At 71.0% G+C, this 12799-nt stretch carries 11 protein-coding genes; 10 read left to right on the top strand and 1 reads right to left on the bottom strand.

Annotated elements, in window-relative coordinates; translation table 11 throughout:
- Positions 1-83: 83 nt before the first annotated feature.
- From CR165_RS01745 to CR165_RS01705, 10 genes are all read left to right on the top strand, one after another.
- A complete protein-coding gene (locus tag CR165_RS01745; protein ID WP_109515225.1) occupies positions 84-1118 on the top strand; it encodes an extracellular solute-binding protein in 1035 nt (344 codons plus the stop codon).
- 241 nt (positions 1119-1359) lie between these two features.
- Positions 1360-1614 carry a hypothetical protein gene (locus tag CR165_RS01740; protein WP_109515224.1) on the top strand — a complete coding sequence of 85 codons (255 nt, stop codon included), beginning with the start codon at positions 1360-1362 and terminating at the stop codon, positions 1612-1614.
- A 90-nt stretch (positions 1615-1704) separates the two neighbouring features.
- Positions 1705-2496 (top strand): SDR family oxidoreductase, encoded by a 792-nt coding sequence (locus CR165_RS01735; RefSeq protein ID WP_109515223.1) that lies wholly within the window; start codon positions 1705-1707, stop codon positions 2494-2496.
- Positions 2497-2931: 435 nt separating this feature from the next.
- A complete protein-coding gene (locus CR165_RS01730) occupies positions 2932-5028 on the top strand; it encodes an ELWxxDGT repeat protein (RefSeq protein WP_109515222.1) in 2097 nt (698 codons plus the stop codon).
- Between the two features lie 489 nt (positions 5029-5517).
- The gene (locus CR165_RS24815; RefSeq protein ID WP_181377961.1) at positions 5518-5694 is read left to right on the top strand and encodes a hypothetical protein; all 177 of its coding nucleotides are present in this window, start codon (positions 5518-5520) and stop codon (positions 5692-5694) included.
- 295 nt (positions 5695-5989) lie between these two features.
- Positions 5990-7267: an ABC transporter substrate-binding protein gene (locus tag CR165_RS01725; RefSeq protein WP_109515221.1), complete on the top strand. Its 1278-nt coding sequence runs from the start codon at positions 5990-5992 to the stop codon at positions 7265-7267.
- Positions 7268-7284: 17 nt separating this feature from the next.
- Positions 7285-8214 (top strand): carbohydrate ABC transporter permease, encoded by a 930-nt coding sequence (locus CR165_RS01720; RefSeq protein ID WP_219929658.1) that lies wholly within the window; start codon positions 7285-7287, stop codon positions 8212-8214.
- Positions 8211-9044, top strand: coding sequence for a carbohydrate ABC transporter permease (locus CR165_RS01715; RefSeq protein ID WP_109515219.1), 834 nt, complete (start codon positions 8211-8213; stop codon positions 9042-9044). Before CR165_RS01720 ends, CR165_RS01715 begins: the two co-directional genes overlap by 4 nt.
- 23 nt (positions 9045-9067) lie before the next feature.
- Positions 9068-10156 (top strand): ABC transporter ATP-binding protein, encoded by a 1089-nt coding sequence (locus tag CR165_RS01710; RefSeq protein ID WP_109515218.1) that lies wholly within the window; start codon positions 9068-9070, stop codon positions 10154-10156.
- Positions 10157-10248: 92 nt separating this feature from the next.
- Entirely contained in the window at positions 10249-11235 is a 987-nt protein-coding gene (locus tag CR165_RS01705; RefSeq protein ID WP_109515217.1) for a Bug family tripartite tricarboxylate transporter substrate binding protein, read from the top strand.
- 93 nt (positions 11236-11328) lie between these two features.
- On the opposite strand, the gene CR165_RS01700 is transcribed toward CR165_RS01705, so the two are convergent.
- On the bottom strand, positions 11329-12726 hold the full coding sequence (locus tag CR165_RS01700) for an amidohydrolase family protein (protein WP_109515216.1): 1398 nt from the start codon (positions 12724-12726) through the stop codon (positions 11329-11331).
- Positions 12727-12799: the final 73 nt, after the last annotated feature.

Here is a 12799-nt window from a genome sequence, read left to right as displayed (position 1 = left end):
CCGGTCGCGGCCTCCGGATTTTCTTGCGAACCCTTCGCAATTCAAATAGGCATCGCGGCAACACGGAACCACGAGGAACCGCCATGCTCCGCCGGAAGATTCTCGCTGCCCTGTCGGTGCTCGCCCTTGCCGCCCCCGCGGCGGTGCGGGCGCAGAACGCGGGGGAGATCAATCTCTACTCCGCCCGCCACTACGACACCGACCGCGCCCTCTACGACGCCTTCACCCAGGAGACCGGCATCCGCGTCCGGCTGATCGAGGGCCAGGCGGACCAGCTGATCGAGCGCATCCGCAACGAGGGCGCCAACAGCCCGGCCGATGTGTTCCTCACCGTTGATGCCGCCCGCCTCGCCCGCGCCGCCCAGGCCGGCATTCTGGCGCCGCACGGCTCCGCGGTGATCGACGAGCGGGTGCCCGCCGGGCTGCGCGACCCGCAGGGCCTCTGGTTCGCCTTCAGCCAGCGCGCCCGCCTGATCATGTACGACCGCGAGAAGGGCCGCCCCGAGGGGCTCAACCGCTACGAGGATCTGGCCGACCCGCGCTTCAAGGGCATGCTCTGCACGCGCAGCGGCGCGCATCCCTACAACACCAGCCTCGGCGCCTCGGTCCTGATGGCCGACGGGCCGCAGAAGACGGAGGAATGGGCGCGCGGCGTGGTGGCCAATCTCGCCCGCCCCCCGCAGGGCGGCGACCGCGACCAGTTCCGCGCCATCCCCTCCGGCCAGTGCGGCATCGCCATCGCCAACAGCTACTATCTCGGCCAGTACGGCCGCTCCGACAAGCCGGAGGACCAGGCGCTGTTCAAGCGCATCGGCGTCATCTTCCCCAACCAGGGGGAGGGCGACCGCGGCACGCATGTGAACATCTCGGGCGGCGGGCTGGTGAAGTCGGCGCCGAACCGCGCCAACGCCATCCACTTCCTGGAGTTCATGACCACGCACAAGGCGCAGGAAGCCTTCGCCCTCGGCAACATGGAGTATCCGGTGGTGGCCGATACGCCGCTGCACCCGGCGCTGGCCGCCATGGGCAAGTTCCGCGCCGAGCCGGTGAACGCGGCCGGCAATCTCGACAAGACGCCCGAGGCCCTGCAGATCATGCAGCGCGCCGGCTGGAACTGAGGGAAAAGTAACGCGGCCGGGCGAGGGATCTCCCCCCTCCCCTTCCTTTTCCGCTCGATGAACAGGGCGCTCCTTCGGGGGCGCCCTTTTCTTATGGCCAAGCCCAAGGTTGACGGGGCGGGCCTGATCTGTTCCCACCCTGTCGCGCATTCTCCTTGCCAGCGTTCAGGGTCGTCATGTCCGCTTCGCCGCTTCCCCTGTTTTTCTCTCCCCTTCCGCGCTCCCGGCCCGGAGACGCGGCATGACCGGCGGCACGCCCTCCAGGCCCGCGCCCCGGCGGCGCTCCCCCAAGAGCCAGGAGACGGCCGCCGCCAAGGCGCCCCGCCGCCCGAAGGCCGCCACGCCCAAGGGCGGCACCCGCCGCAAGCCCAGCCAGCGCCCCGCCCCACCCGCCGCCCCCAACCCGCTGTGGCGCGAGGTGGCGGATTACGTGGCGGGGGTCGCCATGCTGGGGGCCGCCGCCTGGGGGCTGATGGCCTTCCTCGACGTGCTCTGAGGCGCCGCCCTCTGAGGCGCCGGCCCGCCCGCTGGCGCAACCGGCCGCGCTGCGGCAGGCTGCGGGACGACAACGGGAGGAAAGAGCATCATGGAGATCAGTCTGCGGGGCCGCGCGGCGGTCATCACCGGCGGCAGCAAGGGGCTGGGCCTCGCCATGGCCCGGCGCTTCGCCGCCTCGGGTGCCGATGTCGCCATCCTGGCGCGCGGGCAGGCGGCGCTGGAGGCCGCGGCGGAGGAGATCCGCGCCGCCGCCCGGGAAGCGGGAACACAAGGGCGGGTGGCGACGGTCGCCTGCGACGTCGCCACCGCCGGGGGCATCCAGGCGGGGCATGACGGCGCCATGGCGGCGCTGGGGCGGATCGACATCGTGGTGAACAATGCGGGCATCTCCCGCACCGGCGCCTTCGAGACCGTGACGGATGCCGTCTGGCAGGAGGATCTCGACCTCAAGCTGTTCGCCGCCATCCGGCTGACGCGCCTGGTGTGGCCGCAGTTGCGCGAGCGCGGCTGGGGCCGCGTCATCAACGTGCTGAACACCGGCGCCAAGGCGCCGCGCGCCGGCAGCGCGCCCACCGCCGTCAGCCGCGCCGCCGGGCTGGCGCTGACCAAGATCCTGGCCGGCGAGGGCGCGCCGCACGGCATCCTGGTCAACGCGCTGCTGGTGGGGCTGATCGAGAGCGACCAGTGGCGCCGCCGCGCCGAAGCCGCCGGCCAGCCGCTGGAGGCGCTGCTGGCCGAGATGGGGCGCGGCGTGCCGCTCGGCCGCGTCGGCCGGGCCGAGGAATTCGCCCAGACCGCCTGCTTCCTCGCCTCCGACGCCGCCTCCTACATCACCGGCACGGCGATCAACGTCGATGGCGGCAGCTGCCCCATCACCTGATACCTGCGGCGCGCGAATCGGCCAGGCTGGACCTGGCGATTTGCCGCCTCCTTCCACAACCACAGCAGACAAAGAAGAATCGCCTGAAACCGCGCGTTGTTATTGCGGCGCGAAACAAAATCGGCTCTTGTGCAAATCTTGGCGATGAACGGGGGAGTATTCTCCCCCCTCCGGCGCCTTATTGGTGCGCGGCCGCGCAACGGCGGAAGCGCCTGAACCGCCCGCAGGCGTTGCGCCGCAAGGGCCGCTGGGGTTCCCTCCCGGCCACGCACCGCCCTTGCCGCTCGCCCGGCAACCACCGCCCGCCGCCCAAGCTTGCGCTTTCGCCGTCGTTGACCCGGGCGGCCGATCCTGCGGAGAAGCGCGCAGAGGCGGAGGCGAGCCGGCTGCGTGGACGCCGCCCCTGCCCCGCACGGCAAGAGTGAGGAGCGACGCATGCCCCTGCGTGACGGTTATGTTTTCCAGGCCGGCAACACTGATCATGGTACCGAGCTCTGGCGCACCGACGGCACGGCCGAGGGCACGGTCCTTCTGCGCGACATCCGACCGGGGCCGGCAGGTTCCTTTCCGCTGTCGCTGACCTCCACGTTGAATGGACGCCTGCTCTTCGCCGCCGATGACGGTACGCATGGCCAGGAGCTGTGGGTGACCGATGGCACCCAGGCGGGCACCACCCTGCTGCGCGACATCCTGCCCGGCGCGGCCAGCGGCTCGCCCTTCGGCTTCTTCACCATGGCCGATGGCAGCGTGCTGTTCAGCGCCCAGGGCGAGGATTTCAACGCCGAGCTGTGGCGGAGCGACGGCACCGCCGAGGGCACCCGGCTGCTGAAGGAGCTGGTGCCGGGGACGGTCGGCTCCTTCCCTGGCGCCTTCACGCCCCTGCCCGATGGCCGCGCCGTCTTCACCGCCTATGACCCGGCGGCCGGCGGCCAGCTCTGGATCACCGACGGCACGACCGACGGCACCCGTCCCATCGCCACCACCCCCAATGCCGAAGGCATCTCGGAGCCACTCAGCCTGACCGCGCTGGGCGATGGGCGCATCCTGTTCCAAGGCTCCGGCCCGCTGCCGCAAACCGAGATCTGGGTCACCGACGGCACGGCCGAGGGCACCAGCCGCCTCATCGGCCTGCCGCCCGGTGAGCTTCCCTTTTACGGCAGCCCGGACTTCACGCCGCTCGGCGGCGGCCGGGCCGTGTTCTACGCCGACAACGGCACCGAAGGCCGCGCCCTTTGGGGCACCGATGGCACGCCGGGCGGCACCGGCCTGCTGCGTCAGTTCGGCTCGGGCTACAGCGGCCAGGGGCCGCAGGAGCTGACGGCGCTGGGCAATGGCCGTGCCATCTTCGCCGCCGGCGACGCCGAGCACGGCATCGAGGCCTGGATCACCGATGGCACGGCGGCCGGCACCGGCCTGCTGCGCGACATCATGCCCGGCGCCCAAAGTTCCGCCCCCGCCAATTTCAAGGCCCTGGGCGACGGGCGGATGCTGTTCACCGCGCAGCAGGCGCTGGAGGATTCGGGCGAGTTGTGGGTGACGGACGGCACGGCCGAGGGCACCAGCCTGCTGATCGCCCTGCCCGCCGGCGCCCGCTTCGCCGCCGACATGGTGCCGACGGGAGATGGCGGCGCGCTGTTCTCCGCCGTCACCGAGGAAGCGGGGCGGGAGATGTGGTTCACCGACGGCACCACGGCCGGAACGCGCCTGGTGGCCGATATCGCCCCCGGCAAGGATGGCGCCTTTCCCGGCGGCTTCACCGCCCTGCCCGCGGCCATGACCGTGGACCGGGAGCCGCCGATCCTGGCCTCCGGCTTCGACCCCGCCTTCTACCTGGCGCAGAACCCCGACGTGCTGGCCGCCGGCGCCGATGCGCTGAGCCACTACCAGGCCTTCGGCTGGGCCGAGCGGCGCGATCCCAACACGCTGTTCAGCGTCGAGTACTACCTCAACCAGAACCCCGACGTCGCCGCCGCGGCGGTGGAGCCGCTGGCGCACTACACGACCTCCGGCTGGCGGGAGGGGCGCGACCCCAGCCTGGGCTTCGACAGCGACGCCTATCTGGCGGCGAACCCCGATGTCGCCGCCGCCGGGCTGGAGCCGTTGCTGCACTACCTGCAATTCGGCCAGGCCGAGGGCCGGGCCATCACCGCCGCCACCCCCCATGCCACCGGGCCGCAGGACCCGCTGGTGGATGCCGGCTTCTACTTCGCCGGCAATGCGGATGTGGCAGCCTCCGGCCAGGACCCCAGCAGCCACTACCATGCCTTCGGCTGGCGCGAGGGCCGCGACCCGAATGCCTTCTTCGACAGCAGCTTCTATCTGGAAGCCAACCCGGATGTGGCGGCGGCCGGAGTCGACCCGTTGCGGCACTACGCCGAGAATGGCTGGCGCGAGGGGCGTGACCCCGGGGCGGCCTTCGGCACGGATGCGTATCTGGCGGCGAACCCCGATGTCACCGCCGCCGGGCTGAACCCGCTGATGCACTACCTCCTGCATGGCGCCGCTGAGGGGCGCGAGGTCTTCCCGGCCTGACAACCCGCGGCCCCGCCGGGACAGGCGGGGCCACGCCGGCGGCCACTGGCCTCCGGAACATGACACGCCTCCGGGGCGTCACAATCCTCCGCCGCCTCGAGGGCGTTTGCACGGCCGCCAGCCGCGCTCCGCGGAGGGTGAAATGTGGCCGCGCTCATCGAAGGCCAACCCACGCGCTCTCCCCCGAAAGAATGATCATCCATGAGTTGATGATTGAGAGCGATGACACGCTCTGCGTGCGGCCGGTTCCATTTCCTCCCGGAAAAATGTGGCAGCTGCGCCATATTGGGCACATCAATCCCAGACCATTGTTTCCACTAATATTTTCCTTTGCGGAAGGCGCTGAAACAGGCGTTTGCGCCTCAATGGGCAGCCTCATCGGCTCCATTTCCGCCCAATTATGGCGCGATCGTGACGCGCCTTGCCAAATTAGGGCTGGAATAAGGCAGCACCTCGCCTTAATTGTGTCCTCATCAGAGGAGGGCAGCCATGATGGACCGTACCAAGATCATCGCCGACACGGCCGCCGATCGTCGCCAGGCCGCCGCCCCGGTTGAGGGCCGCCGCGACGACACCTGGCGCGACGAGGCGCCTGGCCTGTATGCCGCCTGGAATTCCTGGGGCGAGCGCAGCCCCTTCGCGCTGGGCGCCACGGGCCGCTGGTAAGCCCGTCTTCCATACCCGTTCGTTCTTGAGAGAGCCCGGCCCTGAGCCGGGTTTTTTCATGCCAGCCCGGCTGGGCGCCGACATTCCCGCACCGGCTTCTTCCCGGCGGTGGGTTGCATCCTCCGGCTCGCGCAGGTAGCGGTTCCTGCCCCCTGCCGCGGCCAATGCCCGGCCGGGCCCTGTCCGGAACCCGTCGCGCGGCCTGCCGCGTGGTCCTGGGAAGATGGCACCGCGCTTCAGCCCTCGTGCCCCGCCCGGTGCCTGCCCCGCCGATCCTTGCTGGGAGGACACCGTCATGCGCCTGAACCGGGCGTCGCGAATCATCGCCCTGCTGGCCCTGCTGGGCGGGCTCGGCCCCCTCTCCCCCCAGGCGCGGGCGGTGGAGATCACCATCTCCTGCGGCGCGCTGGGGCAGGAGCTGGAGCTGTGCCGGGATGGCGCCGAGGCCTGGGCGCGTCAGACAGGCCACACGGTACGCACCGTCTCGGTGCCCAATTCCGCCAGCGAGCGGCTGGCGCTCTACCAGATGATGCTGGCCGGCGGCGCCTCGCAGATCGACATCTACCAGCTCGACGTGGTCTGGCCCGGCATCCTCGCCACCCACTTCATCGACCTGAAGCCGCACAGCCAGGGCGCCGAGGCGGCGCATTTCCCGGCCATCATCGAGAACAACACGGTGGAGGGCCGGCTGATCGCCATGCCGCTCTACACCGATGCCGGCGTGCTGTTCTACCGGAAGGACCTGCTGGAGAAGCACGGCCGCCCCGTCCCCGCCACCTGGGCGGAGATGGAGGAGACGGCGCGCGCCATCCAGGAGGCCGAGCGCGCGGCGGGTGGCAACGGCCTCTGGGGCTACGTGTTCCAGGGCCGCGCCTATGAGGGGCTGACGGTGAACGCCCTGGAATGGGTGGCCAGCTCCGGCGGCGGCACCATCATCGACGACGAGGGCGGCATCACCATCGACAACCCTCGCGCCGCCGAGGCCATCGGCCGCGCCGCCGGCTGGATCGGCCGCATCGCGCCCGAAGGCGCGCTGACCTACACGGAGGAGGAGGCGCGCGGCATCTTCCAGTCCGGCAACGCGGTGTTCATGCGCAACTGGCCCTATGCCTGGGCGCTGGCGCAGGGCGCGGACAGCCCGGTGCGCGGCAAGGTCGGCATCGCCGCCCTGCCGCATGGCGCGCAGGGCGAGCAGACGGGCGTGCTGGGCGGCTGGAACCTCGGCGTCTCGCGCTATTCCCGCCACCCGGAGGAAGCCGCCTCGCTGGTGATGTACCTCACCGGCGCGGCCGAGCAGAAGCGCCGCGCCGTGGTGGCCGCCTACAACCCGACCCGCCCGGCGCTCTACGAGGATGCCGAGGTGATCGCCGCCAACCCCTTCTTCCGGGCGCTCTACGGCACCTTCAGCAACGCGGTGGCGCGGCCCTCGCGTGCCACGGGCACCAAGTACAACCGCGTCTCGCACGCCTTCTGGACGCGGGTGCACGCCGTGCTCTCCGGCCGCGAGCAGGCCGCGCCGGCGCTCGGTGAATTGCGGCGCGACCTGCGGCGCCTCAGCCGGCGCGGCTGGTGAGCGGAGGCATGGCCCGCATGAGGGATGACGATCTCGGCCTGGCGAGGCTGCGCGTGCGCGCCGCCTGGCTGTTCCTGGCGCCGACCCTGGCGGTGCTGGCGGTGGTGGCCGGGTGGCCGCTGCTGCGCACCATCTGGTTCAGCTTCACCGATGCCGAGCTGATCGACCTGGAGAACTACCGCTTCATCGGCTTCGCCAACTACCTCGAATACTACGAGGGCGAATGGCTGGGCCTGCTGGCCGACCCCGCATGGTGGCGGGCGGTGTGGCGCACCGTCTGGTTCGCCCTCGTCTCCGTTTCGATCGAGGCGGTGCTGGGCATGGTGGTGGCGCTGGCGCTGAATGCACGCTTCCCGCTGCGCGGGCTGGTGCGCGCGGCCATCCTGATCCCCTGGGCGATCCCCACCATCGTCTCGGCGCGGATGTGGGCCTGGATGCTGAACGACCAGTTCGGCGTCATCAACCACGCGCTCCTCGGCCTCGGCATCCTCTCCGAGCCGGTGGCGTGGATGGCCGACCCGGACCTCGCCATGTGGGCGGTGGTGATCGTCGATGTGTGGAAGACAACGCCCTTCGTCGCGCTGCTGATCCTGGCCGCGCTGCAGATGCTGCCCGCCGACTGCTACGAGGCGGCGCGGGTGGATGGCATCCACCCGGTGCGCGTGTTCTTCCGCGTCACGCTGCCGCTGATCCGCCCGGCCCTGATCGTGGCGCTGATCTTCCGCGCGCTGGATTCGCTGCGGGTGTTCGACCTGATCTACGTGCTGACCGCCAACGCCGCCGGCACCCAGTCCATGTCGGTCTATGCCCGGCAGCAGCTCGTCGACTTCCAGGATGTCGGCTACGGCTCGGCGGCCTCCACCCTGCTGTTCCTGGTGATCGCGCTGCTCACCCTCTCGGTGGTGCTGCTGGGGCGGCTGCGGCTCGGCGGGGAGAGCACCCGATGAACGGCCGCGCCCTCCTCGCGCGCGGCGGCTTCGCGCTGCTGCTGCTGGCTATCGGCGCCTTCGCGCTGTTCCCCTTCTATCATGCGGTGGTCACCTCCTTCCGCTCCGGCACGGAACTGTTCTCGCCGGCGCTGTGGCCGGAGACTCTGGACCTCTCCAACTACGTGCAGGTCTTCACCCAGCTCAATTTCGGCCGCACCATCCTGAACTCGGTGCTGGTGGCCGCCGCCGTGGTGGGGCTGTCGCTGCTGCTGGCGGTCACGGCGTCCTACGCGCTGGGGCGGGTGCGCTTCCGCGGCCGTGGCGCGCTGATGCTGACCATCCTCGGCGTCTCCATGTTCCCGCAGGTGGCGGTGCTCTCCGGCATGTTCGAGCTGATCCGCGCCCTCGGCCTCTACGACACGCTGCCGGGGCTGATGCTGGCCAACCTCGTGCTCACCCTGCCCTTCACCGTGTGGGTGCTCACCACCTTCATGCGCGAGCTGCCGAAGGAGCTGGAGGAGGCCGCCTATGCCGATGGCGCCTCGCCGCTCACGGTCATCCGCCGGGTGTTCCTGCCGCTGCTGTGGCCGGCCATGGCGCCCACCGCGCTGCTGGCCTTCATCGTCTCCTGGAACGAGTTCCTGTTCGCCTTCACCTTCACCCTCTCGGCCGAGACGCGCACCGTGCCCGTCGCCATCGCGCTGCTCAGCGGCGGCAGCCGGCAGGAACTGCCCTGGGGGCTGGTGATGGCCGCCTCCGTCATCGTCACCATCCCCGTGGTGCTGCTCGTGCTGGCCTTCCAGCGCAAGATCGTCTCGGGCCTCACCGCCGGCGCGGTGAAGGGATGACCAGCACAGAAGGATCCCCCCGCATGGCCTCCGTGGAGCTGCGCAACGTCCAGAAACGCTTCGACCGCACGACGGTGATCCGCGATGTCGACCTCCGCATCGGCGATGGCGAGTTCTGCGTCTTCGTCGGCCCCTCGGGCTGCGGCAAGTCCACCCTGCTGCGGCTGGTGGCGGGGCTGGAGAGCGTCAGCGCCGGCTCCATCCACATCGGCGGCGAGGACGTGACGGCGAAGCCGCCGCGCGAGCGGGGCATCGCCATGGTGTTCCAGTCCTATGCGCTCTACCCGCACATGACGGTGCACCAGAACATCGCCTTCGGGCTGGAGATGGGCCGCGCCCGCCGCGCCGAGATCGACGCCAAGGTGCGCGCCGTGGCGGAGACGCTGGAGCTGACGCCGCTGCTGGACCGCCTGCCGAAGCAGCTCTCCGGCGGCCAGCGGCAGCGGGTGGCGATCGGCCGCGCCATCGTGCGGGAGCCGCAGGTGTTCCTGTTCGACGAGCCGCTCTCCAACCTCGACGCCAGCCTGCGGGTGCAGATGCGCATCGAGATCGCCCGGCTGCACCAGTCGATGCGCACCACCATGATCTACGTGACGCACGACCAGGTGGAGGCGATGACGCTCGCCGACCGCATCGTGGTGCTGAATGCCGGGCGCATCGAGCAGACGGGCGCGCCGGTGGAGCTGTACCGGCACCCGCGCAACCTCTTCGTCGCCGGCTTCATCGGCAGCACGCGCATGAACTTTCTGCCTGTCCGCGCGGAGGGCAGCGCGGCGGGGGTGGTCACGGTCGGCCTGCCGGGCGGGGCGCGGCTCGACGTGCCGGTGGCCGGCGCCGGCGCGCGGCCGGGCGAGGCGCTGACGCTGGGCATCCGCCCCGAGCATGTGCGGCTGGAGGGCGAGGGTGCCGCCCTCGCCGGCCCCGTCGAGGTGGTGGAGGAGCTGGGCGACGAGCAGCTCGCCTATCTGCGCGCGCCGGACGGCACGCTGCTGACGGCGCGCATCCCCGAGGGCGCGCGGCTGCGCGAGGGCCAGCCGGGGCGCTTCCACCTGCCGCCCGCCGCCTGCCACCTGTTCCGCGAGGACGGCACCGCCCTGCCCCGCCGCGACTGAAGGCTGGCCCGAGGGGTAGACGGAGCGCCGCCCCTGGCCGATCCTCTCCGCAGAGCGCCGCAACGAACGGCGTGGAACGGGAGAGACAGACCATGACCCTACGCCGCAGCCTGCTGCGCGCCACCCTGGCCGTGCCGGCGGCCGCCGCCCTCTGCACCCCAGCCCTGGCGCAGGGCCTCGCGGGCCAGCGCCCGATCCGGCTGATCGTGCCCTACCCGCCCGGCGGCTCCACCGACGTGATCAGCCGCCTCTACGCGGAGCGCATGAGCGCCTCGCTCGGCCAGCCGGTGGTGGTGGAGAACCGCGCCGGCGCCAGCGGCAACCTCGGCACCGACACCGTGGCCAAGGCGGCGCCGGACGGGCTGACCATCGGCGCCGTCACCGCCAGCATCATGGCCATCAACCAGTTCCTGTTCCGCAGCATGCCCTTCGACACGGAGAAGGATCTGGTGCCGATCGGCCTGGCCTGGGAGACGCCGAACGTGGCCGTCCTCTCGCCGGAGAAGAATCCGTCGAAGACCCTGGCCGAGTTCATCGACTGGGCGAAGAAGAAGCCGGACGGCATCACCTATGGCTCCACCGGCATCGGCCAGACCACCCACCTCTCCAGCAGCATGCTGTTCAGCCGCACGGGGGTGAAGGCCACGCATGTGCCCTATCGCGGCGCGGCGCAGACGGTGCCCGCCCTGCTAGCCGGCGACGTGGACATCGCGCTCGACAACCTCGCCTCGCATATCGGGCTGATCCAGGAAGGGCGGATGCGCGGGCTGGCGGTGACGGGCGCCACGCGCTGGCCCACCCTGCCGAACATCCCCACCATGGCGGAAGCCGGCATTCCGGATTTCGTCATCACCGTGTGGGGCGCCTTCGTGGCGCCGGCCGGCACGCCGCCCGCCATCATCGAGCGGCTGAACGGCGCCATGCGGCAGGTGGCGCAGGACGAGGCGATGCAGAAGCGCTTCATCCAGGGCGGCGCGCTGGCACTCTCCAGCACCGCCGAGGAAGCCGCCGCCCGTGCCAACCGCGAGCGGCCGATGTGGAAGCAGGTGGTGCAGGCCTCCGGCGCGCGAGCGGATTGAGAATCTTCTTTTTCTGAAGAAAAAGAAGCAAAAAGACTTTGTTCGTTTGGCGCTGCGCCATCAGCGAGGGCGCAGCGCCTCAAAGAACCTTCCTCATAACTCCAGCCAGGGCAGTTCCGAGGCCGGGCGCGCGAGGTCCGGGTTCTGCGCGATCATCCGCGCCCAGACACGGCGGGTGACGGCCTCGGCCTCCTCCAGCAGGGCGGGCTCGTCCACCGTCAGGATTTTGCGGTCGCGCAGGACGAACGCGCCATCCACCATCACCGAGTGCACCGCACCCGGATGGCCGTAATGCACGATGTTGGAGACGAGGCGGATCACCGGCCGCAGCGCCGGGGTGTTCAGGTCGAGGAAGGTCAGGTCCGCCTTCCAGCCCGGCGCGATGCGGCCGATCTCATGGCCCGCGCCGACGCTCGCCGCCGCGTCGCGCGTCACCGCGTCGAGGATGGCATCGGGCCCCGGCAGCACGCCGCCCTCCTCCGCGCGGCCGCGCCCCGTGCGGTGCAGGATGGAGCCGATGGTCATGGCCTGGAACATGTCCTCGGTCATGTTGTCGGTGCCGAAGGCGACGCGCACGCCGGCATCGCGGATCGGGCCGAGCAGCGCGCGGTGCATGCCGCGGCGGCGGGAGATGCTGGCCGGCGTGTGCGCCATGGTGACGCCGCGCGCCGCCAGGGTCTCGATGTCCTGCCGCGTGCAGAAGGTCCAGTGCGCGGCGGTGAGGTCGGGGCCGAGGAAGCCCTCGCGGTCGAGATAGCCGGCCGAGCTGGTGCCACGCGCCGCCTGCACGGCCTTCTCCTCGCCCGGGCTCTGCGAGAGGTGGACGGTGCGCGTCAGCCCGTGCTTCGCCGCCAGGTCGAGCAGGCTGCGCAGCATGGCGGGGGAGCAGTTGTCCGGCGCGTGGGCGGCCACCTGGCAGCGCACGCGGTCGCCGTGGCTGCCGTGCAGCGCTTCGATCATGGCTTCCGCGCGCTCCAGGAACTGCGCGCCGAAGGCCGGGTCCTCGCGGTAGTCGCCATGGCGGATGCGGCGGGTGTCGATATCGGCGCAGCTCTCGGAGAGCCAGAGGCGCAGCCCCGTGGAAGCCATCGCCTTGCCATAGGACAGCACGTGGCGGAACGGATCGACCAGCGTGGTGCTGCCGCTGCGGATGGCCTCGACGCAGCCGAGCATGGCCATCACGGCCCGCTCCTCGTCGGTCATGGTGTAGGAGATGGGCGACATGTAGCCGTAGATCATGTCGCCCTCCCAGTCCTCCACCGAGCCGCGGAGCGCGGTGAGCACGGTGTGGGTGTGGGCGTTGACCAGCCCCGGCAGCACCGCGAGGCCGCGCGCGTCGAAGCGCTCCACCTCGGGATGCGCCGCCTCCAGCGCCTCAGTCGGCCCGAGGGCCTCGATGCGGTTGCCCCGGACCAGGATGGCGTGCCGCCCCAGGACCCGCCTTTCCTCATCGCAGGTGACGATGGCGGCGTTGGTGACGAGCAGGTCCATGGCGGGGTTCCAAAAACTGATGGCGGGGTCCGGGGTGACCCTGTCACCCCGGCGGGGGTTGCAGGGGGCGGCG

The organism is Teichococcus aestuarii, from assembly GCF_003116135.1.
GTDB classification, from domain to species: domain Bacteria; phylum Pseudomonadota; class Alphaproteobacteria; order Acetobacterales; family Acetobacteraceae; genus Pseudoroseomonas; species Pseudoroseomonas aestuarii.
The sequence above is the reverse complement of the archived record's forward strand: the minus strand, read 5'-3'. Positions and strand labels throughout refer to the sequence as shown.

Excerpts from the sequence above, each read along its gene's own strand:
- CR165_RS01740 (WP_109515224.1), top strand. The coding sequence starts at position 1,360 with ATGACCGGCGGCACGCCCTCCAGGCCCGCGCCCCGGCGGCGCTCCCCC.
- CR165_RS01725 (WP_109515221.1), top strand. The coding sequence starts at position 5,990 with ATGCGCCTGAACCGGGCGTCGCGAATCATCGCCCTGCTGGCCCTGCTG.
- CR165_RS01735 (WP_109515223.1), top strand. The coding sequence starts at position 1,705 with ATGGAGATCAGTCTGCGGGGCCGCGCGGCGGTCATCACCGGCGGCAGC.
- CR165_RS01700 (WP_109515216.1), bottom strand. The coding sequence starts at position 12,726 with ATGGACCTGCTCGTCACCAACGCCGCCATCGTCACCTGCGATGAGGAA.
- CR165_RS01720 (WP_219929658.1), top strand. The coding sequence starts at position 7,285 with ATGAGGGATGACGATCTCGGCCTGGCGAGGCTGCGCGTGCGCGCCGCC.
- CR165_RS01715 (WP_109515219.1), top strand. The coding sequence starts at position 8,211 with ATGAACGGCCGCGCCCTCCTCGCGCGCGGCGGCTTCGCGCTGCTGCTG.
- CR165_RS01710 (WP_109515218.1), top strand. The coding sequence starts at position 9,068 with ATGGCCTCCGTGGAGCTGCGCAACGTCCAGAAACGCTTCGACCGCACG.
- CR165_RS24815 (WP_181377961.1), top strand. The coding sequence starts at position 5,518 with ATGATGGACCGTACCAAGATCATCGCCGACACGGCCGCCGATCGTCGC.
- CR165_RS01705 (WP_109515217.1), top strand. The coding sequence starts at position 10,249 with ATGACCCTACGCCGCAGCCTGCTGCGCGCCACCCTGGCCGTGCCGGCG.
- CR165_RS01730 (WP_109515222.1), top strand. The coding sequence starts at position 2,932 with ATGCCCCTGCGTGACGGTTATGTTTTCCAGGCCGGCAACACTGATCAT.
- CR165_RS01745 (WP_109515225.1), top strand. The coding sequence starts at position 84 with ATGCTCCGCCGGAAGATTCTCGCTGCCCTGTCGGTGCTCGCCCTTGCC.